This is a genomic window from Selenomonas ruminantium AC2024 (assembly GCF_000687995.1).
GTDB lineage: Bacteria > Bacillota > Negativicutes > Selenomonadales > Selenomonadaceae > Selenomonas_A > Selenomonas_A ruminantium_B.
In genome coordinates this window covers 722,201-738,201 of sequence record NZ_JIAC01000001.1, presented here as the reverse complement: position 1 = coordinate 738,201, position 16,001 = coordinate 722,201, and the positions used below count along the sequence as shown (strand labels likewise).

The window sequence follows — 16,001 nt, the reverse complement described above, 5'->3', positions numbered from 1 at the left end:
TGTCTGAGCGCAGCGAGTTTTGACTTTTATGCAGGCTTAATTAAAGGCAAGAGAGCCGTTTTAGCACAACTTCTTCAGTACCGTGTGGCAAGCATCACCGCTGGCGGCGTACTACGTACTGCTCACTTCGCACTTCGACGAGCAAATTAACGGTATACTCTCGGCACCCGCGCACTAAGCAAACAAGGAATTTCGTAATTGATGGTATCGCCCCAGCGCGCCACCTCATCAATGGTCAGGCTGTCACTGCCAAACAATGTAACAACATCCCCAATTTCCACATCAGCGATATCCGTCACATCCACCATGACCTGGTCCATGCACACCCGGCCGGCAATCGGCGCTTTCTGCCCGTGAATTTCCACAAAGCCCTCTTTGCCATAGGCCCTTATATAACCATCCGCATAGCCAATCGGCAAGGTCGCAATGCGGCTTTCCCGCTCGGCAATAAACTGCCGCCCGTAGCCAATGCTTTCGCCCTTATGCAGCGTTTTAAGCCACACGACTTTAGCCTTAAGACTCATCACCGGCTGCAAATCAATGGGATGGGTCACTTCCTCCGACGGCCAGAGTCCATACTGGATAACCCCCGCCCGCACCATATCGAAATGCGCTTCGGGGATTTCCAAAATCGCCGCCGATTCTGCAATATGCTTAATGGCCAGCTTCACGCCACGGCCTTCCACTGCGGCAACGGCTTCCTTGAACGCCGCCAGCTGCTTTTGCGTATAGCTCTTGTCCTGGCAGTCCGCCATGGCAAAATGCGAGAACATGCCTTCAATCGCAAGGTTCGGCAACTTGGCAATGCTCTCCGCCAAATCTCCGATTTCCTCCGGACGCACGCCAATGCGCCCCATGCCCGTGTCCACTTTTAGATGGACGCGGGCTTTTTTCTGCTGGCGTACAGCTTCGCAGGAAAGAGCCTCTGCCAAAGACAATTCACAGACCACCTGAGTCAGTTCATAATCCACCACATCCTTGGCATCCTCCGGCATAACCAGTCCGAGCACCAAAATCGGCGTCGTAAAGCCAGCCTGCCGCAGTTCTATGCCCTCGGACAAGGTTGCTACGGCCAGATATTCTGCACCTTCTTCAACTGCTACTCTGGCGGCAGCTACCGCACCATGACCATAGGCATTGGCCTTGACCACAGCACAAAGCTTCACGCCTGCCGCCAGCTGTTTCTTTATCTCTCTATAATTATGACGTAACGCCTGCAAACTTACCTCGGCCCAGACCGGACGATTTGGCATTAGTCCCACGCTCCTTTTATATTAAACTCTATGCGAAAAATCACCCTCTTAGTATACCAAATGTGTTATGATATAGCTATGATGAAATTGCTGAAAAAAGCGGATATTGTGCTGATTGTCCTGCTCTTTGGCTTCTCCCTCGTGCCGCTGGCAAAATTTGGGCAGCCCGAAGCAGCCTGCTTTGCCGAAGTCCGGCAGGACGGACAGGTTATCGAGCGCATCCAGCTCACCGGCCATGTAGGAGTTACCGAATTAAATGTGCCTTATAAGTCGGACATGCAGGAACATCACAACCACATCCGCGTAAAAAATGAAACCATCGCCATCGACGAAGCCGATTGCCCCGACAAAATCTGTGTACAGACAGGTGCCATCTCTAAACCGGGAGAAATCATCGCCTGCCTGCCCCATAAATTAATCATTGAAATCAAAAGCGAGTAATCCTTATGGAACTGCGAAATTATCTTCATATCGCCCTGCTGACAGCAATCTCTCTGGTGCTGTTTCTGGTGGAGGGCCTTATCCCCCTGCCCTTTATCGCGCCGGGTGCCAAGCTGGGGCTGGCTAATATCGTCACAGTCTATGCGCTCTACACACTCGGCCCCCGCAGCTGCCTCTTTATCATCCTGCTGCGCACAGGACTGGCCTCTTTTTTCGGCGGTGGGCCCACGATTTTTCTCTTCAGCCTGGCAGGAGGCCTTTTAAGCCTTACCGTCATGACAGCACTCAAACAGCCCGCCCGCTTCTCCATTATGGGCGTCAGCGCCGCTGGCGGTTTTTGCCATCACCTCGGGCAGCTCATAGTTGCCGCCTTTGCCGCAGAGACACTGAACATCTTCCGCTACCTGCCCATCCTTGGCACCTGCGGCCTTATCACCGGACTGCTTATCGGCTGGCTGGCCGCCAAAATCCAACGACAATTCTAATCCTCCTCTAATTGACTTCCACCTTTTTTTCTGCTACCATCAAAGTGTAAACTTTTATTTACAGAACCATAAGTAGAGGAGGTTGCGAACATGGATGTAAAGATGTCAGTACTGCCGCATAATAATGTTGATGTACTAAAAAGCCAGCAAGGCCGTCTTATCAGTGCCATCACGGCAGTGAAAACGGAAAATCAGGATGCTGCCAGCAGCCTGCCCCCCCTTCATTCACTGATGGCCAGTCTGGACGCCGTACAAGGCGCCACGGAACTGGAAAACTTAGGCCACGCTCCCCAGCCCGCTTTTGCTGTGGATATCAATAGCGAGCAGCAGGAAATGGACCACTACGCCCAGGATGCGTTTAGAGTAGAATTAAGCAACTAAGCCATTAAGACGCAATAAAGCCCGCCCTATTACCCACAGGGCGGGCGTCTTTATACCTCGTTTTATGCATCGTTTTACCACTTGATTCCCAACAGCTTCTCCAAAAATTCTTCTTCGGAGCTGGCCTCTATCTCCACGATATTGCTTGGGGCTTTCTTGGCCTGCTCCTCTTTTTTCTCCTTCTCCGCCTCCTGGGCGGCTTTTTCTTTTTCCTCAGCCTTCTTCTCTTTCGCCTCTTCGAGCCGTTCCTGCTGGTCAGCGCTCATCTTCTCCAACTGGGCAAAGAGCTTCATATTCCCGTCACCGTCAAAGGTAATCGAAACCTGCTTGAAGTGCACACCTTCACCAAGCTGGCCGCTTTTCTCAATGCGCTTGGTCATATCAATAGCTGATTCCATCTGACCGATAACCTTCTCGGCATATTCCTCATCACTGGCCATATGCTCCAGCTCTTCCTTGGTAAACACCACGGAATACTGCTTGGTGCCCTTGTCCATGTAATTCTTCATGTCGTCCTGATTTTCCGCCACGAAGAAATCATAGTCCCCATACTTTTCCTGCAGCTTGGCAAATAAATCCTGCGCCTTCTGCGAAAGCTGCGTCCCCCCAGCCTTCTGCTGTCCCGCTAATGCCAGCCCATCTGCTGAAAGCTCCACCTGAGTATCCTGCATATACTGAGAAAAAGGCTCCTGTGCCTGCTCTTTCTTTTGAGCACCCTGCCCCTTCTTCCCTACCTGCCCCATATTCTGATAAAACGAGGCCGCAAAATTCGCACTGATGTTGTTTGACATGTCAATCTCCTCCTGTGACAAAACCGAAATCCTTTTCAACGCCAGCCCCCACAGGGCATAGCCTGTTATTATCAGTATAGCATATATTTTCAGACACTTACAAGGTGCAAAAAATGTATACAGACGATTTTTGTTCGATACATAAGGCGGCGGGCCGGGGAGGCAATAACTTTCGTCTGCTTATGCAGGCTTGCCTAACGCGACCGAAAGCCATTACCTCCCCGCCCCGCCTTAGTCTTAGCATGACATTATAAGCAGATTATGCAACGAACAAAAGCCGTGGGGGCAGATGATGTTTTTCCGGCGCGTTAGACAAGCCTGTATAAGCAAAGGAAAAATATTATCTGCCACCACGGCGGCTTAACAAACGGATGTAAGCCACATACGAAAACAGCCCGGTGGCTGATAATGCTTTCCCGTCGCGTTAGGCAAGCCTGCATAAGCAGAGGGAAAGTATTATCAGCCACCGGGCGTCTTAGCATATCGATGTAACTATATCCCTTTTCGTTCCCGCGCCTTTGCAATCAATGCTTCTGCCTGCGAAAACGCTCCCGGCAGGAACTCTTCCTCCCACTCGCGTCCCGCCTTCTCGCTCTTTTTGATAGCCTCCCAGTCAACCGACTCTGCGTCTGCCCCCGCAAACACATGCGGATGCCGCCGCTCCATCTTATCACTGACCGCCTTAGCCACATCATCGAGCGTAAATAGTCCTGCTTCTTCTGCCAGCCGGGCATGAAAGACGACCTGCAACAGCAGGTCGCCCAATTCCTCTTTGAGATTTTCCGCCTTGCCCGTAGCCTTGAGGATATCTATGCCCGCCAAAACTTCCGCGGCTTCCTCAATACAGGCTGGCTTCAGGCTCTCATGGGTCTGTTCCCTGTCCCAGGGACAGCCCTTATCCGAGCGCAGGACTTCGACAATTTTTTGCAACCGGCGAAGTTCATCCTGTTTCATTTCAGCGTCACCAGTTCATATTCACGCGTGCCCATGCCGATTTTCTCTGCATGTTCCAGCGTTTCCTTCCAATGCACGTTGGGATTGTTGTCCATAAACACATCGTGGTGATGGTGCCAATCCTCCTTGGCCAGATTGTCGCCTAACTGACTGTCGCGAACAGGCGTTGCCTTCTGACAGGCATCGGCGCTGGCCTGGTCGATAGCCACGGGGTCAAAGGACGCAAACATGCCGATATCCGGCAGAATGGGCGCATCATTTTCCCCATGGCAGTCGCAGTTCGGCGAAATATCCATCGCCAGATTGATATGGAAGCAGGGTCTGTCCTGTACCACAGCCTGCGTATATTCCGCCATCTTCTTGTCGAGCAAATCGCCTGCATCCCACTGCTCATTGCGGATAGCGGAGAAACCGCAGGCCCCAATGCAGCGGCCGCAGCCCTTGCATTTTTCCGGGTCGATATAGGCTTTGCCCGTATCGAAGCTGATGGCATCCGAGCCACATTCCTTGGCGCATTTATGGCAGTTGCGGCAAAGTTCCTGATTGACCACACACTTGCCGGAAGAATGCTGCTCCATCTTCCCGGCGCGGCTGCCGCAGCCCATGCCCAAATTCTTGATGGCTCCGCCAAAGCCCGTCATTTCATGACCCTTGAAGTGCGCCAGACTTATCACGATATCCGCGTCCATCACGGCCCGCCCAATCTTAGCAGCCTTGACATATTCGCCATTCTTTACGGGAACTTCCACATCATCCGTTCCTTTAAGGCCATCGCCGATAATAATCTGACAGCCCGTAGTCATGGGATTAAAGCCATGCAGATTGGCAATATCCATATGCTCCAATGCATGCTTGCGGCTGCCGGGATAGAGCGTATTGCAGTCCGTCAAGAAGGGAATACCGCCCTGTTCCTTGACCAAATCCGCCACCACTTTGGCATACTGCGGACGCAGGAAAGCTAAATTCCCCATTTCCCCGAAATGCATCTTGATGGCTACAAACTTACCTTCCATATCAATGTTCTTAATCCCTGCCGCAATGCAGAGGCGGCGCAGCTTTTCCAGCCAGCTGGTGCCCACCTGCGTACGGAAACTGGTAAAATAAACCTTGGCTTTTTCCATGATATCCTCCTAAAATATAATACACACAAATCTATTATACCATGAAAATAACCACCAGCGGCTTTCTCGTCACCTGCTGATGGTTATTTTCTTCGCAACCAATTCGCACTTCATGTTTTCCTTATGGGTTTCTGCCTAAAATCCCATCGGAATCTCCTCCTTACATGAATTGCATGTCGGCAGCTGTGGGAAAGGCTGAACTTCCTTCCCTTTGCTTACTCTTATTATAGCGAAAAGAGCTTCGCCTGTCAATTATTTTCAGAATTTTTATTGTGTTCTGTGTTCACGTCTATGATGGAAAAATCCTGCCGCTTCGCATATTCTTCTCCAACATTTAAGGCCTGCGCCCTGTCCGCGTCTCCCTGCACATGGAGATACGCCGCAGCCTGCACCGGCGTCATGTCCTTGGTTGTCGTACTGCGGGACTGCATGTAACAGATATTGCCGTCCCCATCATAAATACATTCCTCCAGCGTCAGCCGGTAATTATCCTTTTCGTTGCGGATGCGCTTGCCTGTGTATTGCTGATAGAGGATATAGCTGCAGCCTTTCGCCTTCGCCTGCTTCATCATTCCCCGAAAATCCTGCTTTTTTTCTGCCTGCTGCTGCGGAGTATAGGTAGCTTCCGTCAACTCCCGAACCATCCGTTCCATATACGGCAGTTCCCGGCGCAGATTCTTCGGCATGTCAAAGACTGGCGCAGCAACATACAACGCATTTTGCAGATGAAGCTGCGGCTCCCCGGCCAGCTTGGGCAATTCTCCGGCTGGCTTGGCATCCACATAATGCCGCCAGGCTTCATCCAGATACAGTACCATTTCATGGGGAAAATGTTCCGTAAGTTTGCTCTCCCAATCCACCCGTTGGCCGAATTGGACGAACCCGCCCGTCAAAGACTGCAGGATGCTTTTCACCGGGTCACCTGCCATCCCCACGCGGGTCAGCGAAAATTTATGCTCGTAAGCCCGGGCAAAGGCTTCATTGCCCACGGCCGGAGCGCCAAAGGTGATGACCTCCAGCTGTTGCGGGGAAACGCCCAAATCCGCCAAGCGGGCAGCCGTCAAAGTAGCCGCAGCACCGCCCAGGCTGTGTCCTGTAAGGTAGAGCTTACGCTGTGGATGGTCCTGCAATTCTCTGGCCATTTCTTCCCCGAAAGTCAGATTTTCCATCTGTGGCAGCGGCTGGGTAAAGAGCAGCTTCTGCACATATTCGTTAAACCCGCGATGTACCAAGGGCTTATCCCCGGATTTTCCAGCCATGTCACCTGCCTTTTGCGCAAACTCCGCCGGTGTATGGCCTCCGAACGGTACACGGCTGATATGCAGGTCGAGTTTTGCATCCTCAATGGTTTCTGTTCCCGGAAAAGTCACAAAGACAATGTCATGTTCCTGAACGCGATGTGCAAAAATATAAAGCCTGCCGCCTTCTCCCGGTGTCGGCTGATAGGAAAGCACCTGCCATCCCCGCGCCATCAGCCAGTTGCGGGCCAGTGTCTTGAGTTCACCATTATAGGCCACATTGGCAATCATCGCCGCCGTCAAATGAAGTTCCGCCTGCTCAGACTGCGTACTGTTATCGTTCTGTACAGCTGCCTGCTGCGCAGATATTGTGCCCATCCCAACACATAGCAAACAGATGACCAACAGACAGTGGACTAAAAACCTCTTCATACTGCCACCTCCCGGATATACAAATAAAGCCCAGACAATCCACACTGTGAAACTCGTCTGAGCTTAAAATTCAAATGGTGCGGTCGATGGGACTTGAACCCATACGTCTTGTGAACACTACCCCCTCAAAGTAGCGCGTCTGCCAATTCCGCCACGACCGCCTATGCAGTTATTCAGTGAACTCACCGAATTAACAAAAATATTGTAGAGTACTTTGGCCCTTATGTCAATATCTTTTTGGAAAAAATCAATCCTCGTCAAAAATTATCTGCCCATTGGCTAAGGAAGCAATTTTAGCGAGGGACTCAACCCGGTAACCGGCCTCCCGTACACGCTTTGCCCCATGCTGGAAGGACTTTTCAATGGCAATACCAATACCGACTACATTGCCGCCAGCCTGCTCAACGATGTTCGCCAGGCCCATAGCCGCGTTGCCATCGGCCATAAAGTCATCGATGATGAGGACATTTTCCCCGGCCTGCAGGAACTTTTTCAGCACGTACACCAGCTTGGCTTCCTTTTTGGTATAGGACGCAATCGGACAGGTATACATATCCTCCTGCATGAGCAGCGAAGGATTCTTGCGGGCAAAAACCAAACGCTTTTTGAGCTCATAGGCCACAGCCATACCAATTGCAATACCGGAAGATTCAATGGTCAGCACCTTGTCAATCTTGACATCGGCAAAGCGGCGCACAAATTCCTTGCCCATCTCCATCGTAAATTCCGGATCAATCTGATGGTTGATAAAGGAATCCACCTTCAAAATATTGCCCGACAGGCAGTGTCCCTCTTTTAAGATACGTTCTTTCAACAATTTCATGATAAAAAGCTCCTTCCCTTAGGCAATATCCGTTGCTGGTTCAGCATTTTCTTCTTCTTCAGTTACCTTAGCGGCCTCCATATTAGCCGGCAGGAAGGTATCGAGCAAAATAGCCACCACATACACGACCGCCACGCAGTTGCCACTGAACACATCCTGCACCACCTGCGGGAAAATATGCCAAATGGCATTTTCCGTGGCCGTGGTCGTGCCGATGCCAATCGAAAACGAAAGCGCCGCAATCGTAGCATTGCGCTGCGTCATTTTCACACGGCTCATCATCTGAATACCGCTGACCATGATGGAGCCAAACATCATTATGGTACAGCCACCTAAAACCGCATCAGGCAGGGAGGCAAAAAAGGCCCCGATAGAAGGAACCATGCCGGCAATAATCATCGCCACAGCGCCAGTCATAATTGCAAAGCGGTTTACCACCTTTGTCATGGCAATAAGGCCCACATTCTGACTGAACGACGTGATGGGTGAACAACCAAAAAGAGAAGCCACGGAGCTGCAAAAACCATCACAAGCCAAAGAGCCGGCAATTTCCTTTTCGGCAACATCACGCTTCAAGCCCACAATGGCCATCGCCGTCGTGTCGCCAATGGTCTCCGCTGCCGATACCAGAAAGATAATCCCGATAGAAATAATCGCGCCTAAGTGAAACTCTGGTGCAACGGGCAAAAGCACCGGCAGAGAAATAACACTGCCATTGAAAACAGCTGACAAGTCAACCTTGCCCATGCCCAGGGCAAGCACATAACCAACAACCAGGCCCACCAATACCGCCAGCTGCTTGTAATAACCTTTGGCAAAGGAAGAAAAGAGCAGACAGGTAACGAGCGTTACCGTGCCTAAAAAGAGATTGTCCGCAGAACCATAGCCATCATTGTAGCCGCCGCCAAAAGAACGAATTCCGATTCCGAGCAAGGAAAAACCGATAGTCGTTACCACAATAGAGGAAACAATCGGCGAAATAAGACGGCGCCAATACCTGGCCATAAGCCCTAAGGTTCCTTCGAAAATACCGCCGACCAGAACTGCTCCGACAACTGCTCCATAGCCAAAATTAGCTGCTACAAAGCAGATAGCCGTCACAAAAGTAAAGCTGACGCCCATGACAATCGGCAGACGCGCTCCCACTCTCCACAGTGGATACAACTGTACCAATGTAGCAATCCCTGCTACAAACATAGCGTTCTGCACCAGCATGGCTGTCATCGTTTTGTCAAAGCCTGCTGCCCCGGCAATGATTACAATCGGGGTCAGATTGGCAACAAACATGGCCAGGACGTGCTGCAAGCCAAAAGGTATGGCTGCTTCCAGAGGCACCCTGCCATCCAGCCGGTAGATGTTCTCGATACTCGCTTCTTTCATGTAGATTCATCACTCCTGCAAAATGATAAAAATAAGATATTTATATAAAAAAAACTTGCCCTATGAAATTTATATCATAGAACAAGTTGTTATGTTCATAAAAAATGGTGCGGTCGATGGGACTTGAACCCATACGTCTTGTGAACACTACCCCCTCAAAGTAGCGCGTCTGCCAATTCCGCCACGACCGCAATTTATCAAAAAACAGTAGTAAACATAAAAATGGTGCGGACGAGAGGACTTGAACCTCCACGATGTCACCACCACTAGTACCTGAAACTAGCGCGTCTGCCGATTCCGCCACGTCCGCATTATATCAGCCTCAAGGGCTTTACAACTATATGAAATTGGTGGTGCCGAGGACCGGAATCGAACCGGTACGGTTGTTTCCAACCGACGGATTTTAAGTCCGTTGCGTCTGCCAGTTCCGCCACCCCGGCAGTATCTAAAACTGGAGCGGGTGATGGGAATCGAACCCACGTGACCAGCTTGGAAGGCTGGGGCTCTACCATTGAGCTACACCCGCACATAACCATCAAGTGGAGCTGGCGAGAGGAATTGAACCCCCAACCTGCTGATTACAAGTCAGCTGCTCTACCAATTGAGCTACACCAGCTTAATAAACAAAATGGTGCCTTCGAGCGGAATCGAACCACTGACACGGGGATTTTCAGTCCCCTGCTCTACCAACTGAGCTACAAAGGCACATATTATATATATAACGCCCGTAGGCGTTAATATCAAAGTGGCGACCCGAAGGGGACTTGAACCCCTGACCTCCGCCGTGACAGGGCGGCATTCTAACCAACTAAACTACCGGGCCATAAAATGGTGGGCGATAACAGGATCGAACTGCTGACATCCTGCTTGTAAGGCAGGCGCTCTCCCAGCTGAGCTAATCGCCCATATAATGGTGACCCACCACGGAATCGAACCGTGAACCTACTGATTAAGAGTCAGTTGCTCTGCCAGTTGAGCTAGTGAGTCATAATATTGGTGACGCGTATGGGATTCGAACCCATGAAGCCGCCGTGAAAGGGCGGTGTCTTAACCACTTGACCAACGCGCCGAAATTAATGGTGGCTCACCCGGGATTCGAACCCGGGACACCCTGATTAAAAGTCAGGTGCTCTGCCAACTGAGCTAGTGAACCATTATCTGGCTGGGGTAGCTGGACTCGAACCAGCGGATGCGGGAGTCAAAGTCCCGTGCCTTAACCGACTTGGCTATACCCCAATCACCCCAGAGGTATATCATAATTGGCTCCCCGAGCAGGATTCGAACCTGCGACATATGGATTAACAGTCCACCGTTCTACCGGCTGAACTATCGGGGAAGCATAACTCCTAAAAAGGAGTTCTTAACTGGCAACGCCCTATCCTCCCAGTCCGTCTCCAGACAAGTACTTTCGGCGTACGAGTGCTTAACTACTGTGTTCGGTATGGGAACAGGTGGAACCACTCGGCTATCGTCACCAGATTCAAACCAGCAACGCCCTATCCTCCCAGTCCGTCTCCAGACAAGTACTTTCGGCGTATGAGTGCTTAACTACTGTGTTCGGTATGGGAACAGGTGGAACCACTCAGCTATCGTCACTGGATATTTTATTGAATGTTATGCACATTCAAAACTATACAGAAGAAATTTTCATGTCGAACATTTTAGCTTTGAAAGATAAGCCCTCGATTTATTAGTATTGGTCCGCTGCATGCCTTACGGCACTTCCACTCCCAACCTATCTACCTTGTCTTCTTCAAGGAATCTTACTGGATTACTCCATGAGATACTTCATCTCGGGACAGGCTTCACGCTTAGATGCTTTCAGCGTTTATCCCTTCCGGACGCAGCTACCCAGCTATGCTTCTGGCGAAACAACTGGTACACCGGCGGTCCGTCCACTCCGGTCCTCTCGTACTAGGAGCAGCTTCCCTCATGTATCTTACGCCCGCGATGGATATGGACCGAACTGTCTCACGACGTTCTGAACCCAGCTCACGTACCACTTTAATGGGCGAACAGCCCAACCCTTGGGACCTGCTTCAGCCCCAGGATGTGATGAGCCGACATCGAGGTGCCAAACCTCCCCGTCGATATGGACTCTTGGGAGAGATTAGCCTGTTATCCCCAGGGTAGCTTTTATCCGTTGAGCGATGGCAATTCCACTCTCATTCCACCGGATCACTAAGCCCTACTTTCGTACCTGCTCGTCGTGTATGACTCGCAGTCAAGCTCCCTTCTGCCTTTATACTCTTCGCGCGATTTCTGTCCGCGCTGAGGGAACCTTTGGACGCCTCCGTTACTCTTTCGGAGGCGACCGCCCCAGTCAAACTGTCCGCCTGCCACTGTCCCCGAGTTCGTTACTCTCAGGGTTAGATTCCTAACACGCAAAGGCTGGTATCCCAACATTGACTCCCCATCTTCTGGCGAAAATGGTTCTCCGTCTCCCAGCTATCCTGTACGTTACATGCCAAAAATCAATGACAGGCTGCAGTAAAGCTCCATGGGGTCTTTCTGTCCAGTCGCGGGTAACCTGCATCTTCACAGGTATTTCAATTTCACCGGGTCCCTCGTTGAGACAGTGCCCAAGTCGTTACACCTTTCGTGCGGGTCGGAACTTACCCGACAAGGAATTTCGCTACCTTAGGACCGTTATAGTTACGGCCGCCGTTTACTGGGGCTTCAATTCCGAGCTTCACCTTGCGGCTAACCCGTCCTCTTAACCTTCCAGCACCGGGCAGGTGTCAGCACCTATACGTCAGATTTCTCTTTAGCAGGCACCTGTGTTTGTGGTAAACAGTCGCTTGGGCTTCTCTTCTGTCGCCGGCTCCAGCTTCCTCTGTACAGAGTTCACCAGCTCCGGCCATCCTTCTCCCGAAGTTACGGATGCATTTTGCCGAGTTCCTTAACGAGGGTTTTCCCGCGCACCTTAGGATTCTCTCCCCGCCTACCTGTGTCGGTTTTGGTACGGGTACATGTCGTCTCGTTAGAAGCTTTTCTTGGCAGTGTAGTACGTCTGAATTTGACTTGTTCCGAAGAACGCGTCTATCTATCGGTTCTCAGCCTTACAGAACGGGGATTTGCCTCCGCTCCAGCCTACCGCCTTCGACTGGCATTTCCAATCGCCAGCTCAGACTCCTTGCTGCGTCACTCCATCCTCAAACAACTTCATGCAGTACAGGAATTTTCGCCTGTTGTCCATCGCCTACGCTTGCTGCCTCGGCTTAGGTCCCGACTTACCCTGGGACGACGAGCGTTGCCCAGGATCCCTTAGGCTTTCGGTGGGTCAGATTCTCACTGACCGTTTCGCTACTCATACCGGCATTCTCACTTCCATACGCTCCAGCTGTCCTTCCGGTCAACCTTCAACGCCCATGGAACGCTCCCCTACCCATGCTTGCGCATGCCGCGACTTCGGTTCTGTACTTGAGCCCCGGATATTTTCGGCGCAGGGCCTCTCGACCAGTGAGCTATTACGCACTCTTTAAATGGTGGCTGCTTCTGAGCCAACATCCTGGTTGTTTAGGAAGTCCTACATCCTTTTCCACTTAGTACAGCATTGGGGACCTTAGTCGGCGGTCTGGGCTGTTTCCCTCTTGAATACGGGTCTTATCACTCGCATTCTGACTCCCAGGTTCTTCTCATAAAGCCATTCGCAGTTTGACTGGAGTTGGTATCCATTACAGACCCGCGTCCGATCAGTGCTCTACCGTCTTTATGTGTCGCCTGAGGCTAGCCCTAAAGCTATTTCGGGGAGAACCAGCTATCTCCACGTTCGATTGGCATTTCACCCCTATGCACAGCTCATCCCAAAGTTTTTCAACACTCACGGGTTCGGTCCTCCACTCATTTTTACCTGAGCTTCAACCTGGCCATGCATAGATCACTGTGGTTTCGGGTCTAATCCATGTAACTTTCGCCCTATTAAGACTCGCTTTCGCTTCGGCTCCGTGTCTTCCACTTAACCTCGCTACATAAATTAACTCGCCGGTTCATTCTTCAATAGGCACGCCGTCGCACATATAAAGTGCTTCGACTGCTTGTAGACATACGGTTTCAGGTTCTATTTCACTCCCCTCCCGGGGTTCTTTTCACCTTTCCCTCACGGTACTATGCGCTATCGGTCGTTTCGTAGTATTTTGCCTTGGATGGTGGTCCACCCTGCTTCCCACAAGGTTTCACGTGTCTCGTGGTACTCTGGATACCGGCCCGTTGGAATCTCTTTCGTTTACGGGGGTTTCACCTTCTGTGCCGCTCCTTCCCAGAAGCTTCAACTAGAAATTCTTCCCTTTATGCCGGTCCTCAACCCCGGTCGTCCGAAGACGTCCGGTTTGGGCTCTTCCCTGTTCGCTCGCCGCTACTGAGGGAATCTCTTTTGATTACTTTTCCTCCGGTTACTTAGATGTTTCAGTTCACCGGGTGTGCCTCTCACAAGTGAGTAGTACGACATAACTCGTACTGGGTTGCCCCATTCGGATATTCATGGCTCACAGCCTACTTGCGGCTCCCCATGACTTTTCGCAGCTTATCGCGTCCTTCATCGGCTCGAAACGCCTAGGCATCCACCATATGCCCTTTGTAGCTTAACTTTCGTTTTGCCATAAAGTATCATATTGTTCTATGATGTCTATGCTTTTGAATCCTAAAATGTTCGTTCAACCTCTGTTTACACTGTCGTGTAGACCTTTGGTTAAAATTGATACATTTTAATTTCTTCTGTGTAGTTTTCAGTGTACATATGAGAGATTATTCTCTCAAAACTAGACAATGCAAATACCAAATGCTCCGACCTAAGATTTTGTAATCCTTAGAAAGGAGGTGATCCAGCCGCACCTTCCGATACGGCTACCTTGTTACGACTTCACCCCAGTCATCGCCCCCACCTTAGACGGCTATATCCTTGCGGTTTACCCACCGGCTTCGGGTGTGAATGACTTCCGTGGTGTGACGGGCGGTGTGTACAAGGCCCGGGAACGTATTCACCGCTGTATGCTGACCAGCGATTACTAGCGATTCCGACTTCATGCAGGCGGGTTGCAGCCTGCAATCCGAACTGGGAGATGGTTTATGGGGTTCGCTTGCCCTCGCGGGGTCGCTGCTCTCTGTCCATCCCATTGTAGTACGTGTGTAGCCCAGGACATAAGGGGCATGATGACTTGACGTCATCCCCGCCTTCCTCCGCGTTGTCCGCGGCAGTCTCATTTGAGTTCCCACCTTGACGTGCTGGCAACAAATGATAGGGGTTGCGCTCGTTGCGGGACTTAACCCAACATCTCACGACACGAGCTGACGACAGCCATGCACCACCTGTTTTCGTGTCCCCGAAGGGAGGGACCTATCTCTAGGTCTTTCACTCAATGTCAAGCCCTGGTAAGGTTCTTCGCGTTGCGTCGAATTAAACCACATACTCCACCGCTTGTGCGGGCCCCCGTCAATTCCTTTGAGTTTCAGTCTTGCGACCGTACTCCCCAGGCGGAATGCTTATTGCGTTAACTCCGGCACAGAAGGGGTCGATACCTCCTACACCTAGCATTCATCGTTTACGGCGTGGACTACCAGGGTATCTAATCCTGTTCGCTCCCCACGCTTTCGAGCCTCAGCGTCAGTTACAGTCCAGAAAGCCGCCTTCGCCACTGGTGTTCCTCCTAATATCTACGCATTTCACCGCTACACTAGGAATTCCGCTTTCCTCTCCTGCACTCAAGAAAGACAGTTTCAATCCCATCACGGGGTTGAGCCCCGCACTTTTAAGACTGACTTGCCTTCCCGCCTGCGCTCCCTTTACGCCCAATAATTCCGGACAACGCTCGCCACCTACGTATTACCGCGGCTGCTGGCACGTAGTTAGCCGTGGCTTCCTCGACGGGTACCGTCATTGCAAGAAACTATTCGCATCTCGCACGTTCGTCCCCGTCAACAGAGCTTTACGAGCCGAAACCCTTCTTCACTCACGCGGCGTTGCTCCGTCAGGCTTTCGCCCATTGCGGAAGATTCCCCACTGCTGCCTCCCGTAGGAGTCTGGACCGTGTCTCAGTTCCAATGTGGCCGTTCATCCTCTCAGACCGGCTACTGATCGTCGCCTTGGTAGGCCGTTACCCCACCAACTAGCTAATCAGACGCAGACCCATCGCAAAGCGATAGCTTACAAGTAGAGGCCATCTTTAATCAAGCTCCCATGCGGAAACTTGACAACATTCGGTATTAGCAGTCCTTTCGGACTGTTGTCCCCATCTTTGCGGCAGGTTGTCTACGCGTTACTCACCCGTTTGCCACTCGGTTCTTAAAAGCAAGCTTTCAATCACCTCGTTCGACTTGCATGTGTTAAGCACGCCGCCAGCGTTCGTCCTGAGCCAGGATCAAACTCTCCATAAAATTTATGAAGAACTTAATCAAGCTCTCAATTATCTATTAAAGAAATTGCCGATTGCTATGTTGTTCATACCAATCGATGTTTTAATAAGAAGTTTTCACTTCTCAAACATCTGGCTTTAATCATGTTGCATGATTATTTGCATTGTTTAGTTTTCAAAGAACAATCTGTTTTGTCGTTATCGGCTCTCGCTTCAAGCGACTCATTTATCTTATCGCATTCAGCTTAGCTTGTCAAGAACTTTTTTGAAGTTTTTTCGAAGCTTTTCGGAACTCATCAGTGCCTCGCCAGTCAAGGCTTCGCTACACCGTTTCGTGTCCGTGTCTGTCAGCGAC

At 51.0% G+C, this 16,001-nt stretch carries 10 protein-coding genes, 14 tRNA genes and 4 rRNA genes; 3 read left to right on the top strand and 25 right to left on the bottom strand.

Features of this window, described 5'->3' with window-relative positions; genetic code table 11:
* Window positions 1-146 precede the first annotated feature (146 nt).
* Window positions 147-1,253, bottom strand: coding sequence for an alanine racemase (gene alr / locus P157_RS0103440; protein WP_026759776.1), 1,107 nt, complete (start codon window positions 1,251-1,253; stop codon window positions 147-149).
* Window positions 1,254-1,331: 78 nt separating this feature from the next.
* Between alr and P157_RS0103435 the strand changes: the two genes are divergently transcribed.
* The 3 genes from P157_RS0103435 (at window position 1,332) to P157_RS0103425 (ending at window position 2,560) form a co-directional block, all read left to right on the top strand.
* Window positions 1,332-1,694 carry a NusG domain II-containing protein gene (locus P157_RS0103435; protein ID WP_196243099.1) on the top strand — a complete coding sequence of 121 codons (363 nt, stop codon included), beginning with the start codon at window positions 1,332-1,334 and terminating at the stop codon, window positions 1,692-1,694.
* Between the two features lie 5 nt (window positions 1,695-1,699).
* On the top strand, window positions 1,700-2,179 hold the full coding sequence (locus P157_RS0103430; RefSeq protein ID WP_026759774.1) for a Gx transporter family protein: 480 nt from the start codon (window positions 1,700-1,702) through the stop codon (window positions 2,177-2,179).
* Between the two features lie 90 nt (window positions 2,180-2,269).
* Complete coding sequence (locus P157_RS0103425; RefSeq protein ID WP_026759773.1) at window positions 2,270-2,560, top strand: hypothetical protein; 291 nt, start codon at window positions 2,270-2,272, stop codon at window positions 2,558-2,560.
* Between the two features lie 74 nt (window positions 2,561-2,634).
* Here the strand turns inward: P157_RS0103425 and P157_RS14815 are convergent, their stop codons facing one another.
* The 24 genes from P157_RS14815 to P157_RS13740 all read right to left on the bottom strand — a co-directional run bounded on the left by P157_RS14815 (window position 2,635) and on the right by P157_RS13740 (window position 15,668).
* A complete protein-coding gene (locus P157_RS14815) occupies window positions 2,635-3,351 on the bottom strand; it encodes a DUF6033 family protein (protein ID WP_026759772.1) in 717 nt (238 codons plus the stop codon).
* A gap of 492 nt (window positions 3,352-3,843) precedes the next feature.
* Window positions 3,844-4,305, bottom strand: a complete 462-nt coding sequence (locus P157_RS0103415; RefSeq protein WP_026759771.1) for a MazG nucleotide pyrophosphohydrolase domain-containing protein — start codon at window positions 4,303-4,305, stop codon at window positions 3,844-3,846.
* Window positions 4,302-5,426, bottom strand: coding sequence for a DUF362 domain-containing protein (locus tag P157_RS0103410; protein ID WP_026759770.1), 1,125 nt, complete (start codon window positions 5,424-5,426; stop codon window positions 4,302-4,304). Before P157_RS0103410 ends, P157_RS0103415 begins: the two co-directional genes overlap by 4 nt.
* 248 nt (window positions 5,427-5,674) lie before the next feature.
* Complete coding sequence (locus tag P157_RS13745) at window positions 5,675-7,096, bottom strand: lipase family protein (protein WP_051598474.1); 1,422 nt, start codon at window positions 7,094-7,096, stop codon at window positions 5,675-5,677.
* 75 nt (window positions 7,097-7,171) lie between these two features.
* Window positions 7,172-7,257 (bottom strand) — tRNA-Leu (locus P157_RS0103400).
* A gap of 86 nt (window positions 7,258-7,343) precedes the next feature.
* Complete coding sequence (locus P157_RS0103395) at window positions 7,344-7,919, bottom strand: xanthine phosphoribosyltransferase (RefSeq protein WP_026759769.1); 576 nt, start codon at window positions 7,917-7,919, stop codon at window positions 7,344-7,346.
* A gap of 18 nt (window positions 7,920-7,937) precedes the next feature.
* Window positions 7,938-9,299, bottom strand: coding sequence for a uracil-xanthine permease family protein (locus P157_RS0103390; protein ID WP_026759768.1), 1,362 nt, complete (start codon window positions 9,297-9,299; stop codon window positions 7,938-7,940).
* A gap of 105 nt (window positions 9,300-9,404) precedes the next feature.
* Window positions 9,405-9,490 (bottom strand) — tRNA-Leu (locus P157_RS0103385).
* A gap of 32 nt (window positions 9,491-9,522) precedes the next feature.
* Window positions 9,523-9,609 (bottom strand) — tRNA-Leu (locus P157_RS0103380).
* A gap of 41 nt (window positions 9,610-9,650) precedes the next feature.
* A tRNA-Leu gene (locus tag P157_RS0103375) sits at window positions 9,651-9,739 on the bottom strand.
* A 12-nt stretch (window positions 9,740-9,751) separates the two neighbouring features.
* Window positions 9,752-9,825: transfer RNA gene (locus P157_RS0103370), tRNA-Gly, on the bottom strand.
* A 14-nt stretch (window positions 9,826-9,839) separates the two neighbouring features.
* Window positions 9,840-9,915, bottom strand: a tRNA-Thr gene (locus P157_RS0103365).
* A gap of 13 nt (window positions 9,916-9,928) precedes the next feature.
* Window positions 9,929-10,004 (bottom strand) — tRNA-Phe (locus P157_RS0103360).
* A gap of 41 nt (window positions 10,005-10,045) precedes the next feature.
* Window positions 10,046-10,122, bottom strand: a tRNA-Asp gene (locus tag P157_RS0103355).
* A gap of 6 nt (window positions 10,123-10,128) precedes the next feature.
* Window positions 10,129-10,204: transfer RNA gene (locus tag P157_RS0103350), tRNA-Val, on the bottom strand.
* Window positions 10,205-10,210: 6 nt separating this feature from the next.
* Window positions 10,211-10,286, bottom strand: a tRNA-Lys gene (locus P157_RS0103345).
* 7 nt (window positions 10,287-10,293) lie between these two features.
* Window positions 10,294-10,368: transfer RNA gene (locus P157_RS0103340), tRNA-Glu, on the bottom strand.
* A gap of 8 nt (window positions 10,369-10,376) precedes the next feature.
* Window positions 10,377-10,452: transfer RNA gene (locus P157_RS0103335), tRNA-Lys, on the bottom strand.
* Window positions 10,453-10,458: 6 nt separating this feature from the next.
* Window positions 10,459-10,535: transfer RNA gene (locus tag P157_RS0103330), tRNA-Gln, on the bottom strand.
* A 24-nt stretch (window positions 10,536-10,559) separates the two neighbouring features.
* Window positions 10,560-10,635, bottom strand: a tRNA-Asn gene (locus P157_RS0103325).
* A gap of 26 nt (window positions 10,636-10,661) precedes the next feature.
* Window positions 10,662-10,778, bottom strand: a 5S ribosomal RNA gene (rrf, locus tag P157_RS0103320).
* Window positions 10,779-10,782: 4 nt separating this feature from the next.
* A 5S ribosomal RNA gene (rrf, locus tag P157_RS0103315) occupies window positions 10,783-10,899 on the bottom strand.
* Between the two features lie 70 nt (window positions 10,900-10,969).
* A 23S ribosomal RNA gene (locus P157_RS0103310) occupies window positions 10,970-13,885 on the bottom strand.
* A 222-nt stretch (window positions 13,886-14,107) separates the two neighbouring features.
* A 16S ribosomal RNA gene (locus P157_RS13740) occupies window positions 14,108-15,668 on the bottom strand.
* Together the 16S, 23S and 5S rRNA genes with 13 tRNA genes alongside form the textbook arrangement of a ribosomal RNA operon.
* Between the last annotated feature and the right edge of the window lie 333 nt (window positions 15,669-16,001).

Coding starts and splice junctions, on each gene's coding strand:
- P157_RS13745 (WP_051598474.1), bottom strand. CDS start 7,096: ATGAAGAGGTTTTTAGTCCACTGTCTGTTGGTCATCTGTTTGCTATGT.
- P157_RS0103425 (WP_026759773.1), top strand. CDS start 2,270: ATGGATGTAAAGATGTCAGTACTGCCGCATAATAATGTTGATGTACTA.
- P157_RS0103415 (WP_026759771.1), bottom strand. CDS start 4,305: ATGAAACAGGATGAACTTCGCCGGTTGCAAAAAATTGTCGAAGTCCTG.
- P157_RS0103435 (WP_196243099.1), top strand. CDS start 1,332: ATGATGAAATTGCTGAAAAAAGCGGATATTGTGCTGATTGTCCTGCTC.
- P157_RS14815 (WP_026759772.1), bottom strand. CDS start 3,351: ATGTCAAACAACATCAGTGCGAATTTTGCGGCCTCGTTTTATCAGAAT.
- P157_RS0103395 (WP_026759769.1), bottom strand. CDS start 7,919: ATGAAATTGTTGAAAGAACGTATCTTAAAAGAGGGACACTGCCTGTCG.
- alr (WP_026759776.1), bottom strand. CDS start 1,253: ATGCCAAATCGTCCGGTCTGGGCCGAGGTAAGTTTGCAGGCGTTACGT.
- P157_RS0103430 (WP_026759774.1), top strand. CDS start 1,700: ATGGAACTGCGAAATTATCTTCATATCGCCCTGCTGACAGCAATCTCT.
- P157_RS0103410 (WP_026759770.1), bottom strand. CDS start 5,426: ATGGAAAAAGCCAAGGTTTATTTTACCAGTTTCCGTACGCAGGTGGGC.
- P157_RS0103390 (WP_026759768.1), bottom strand. CDS start 9,299: ATGAAAGAAGCGAGTATCGAGAACATCTACCGGCTGGATGGCAGGGTG.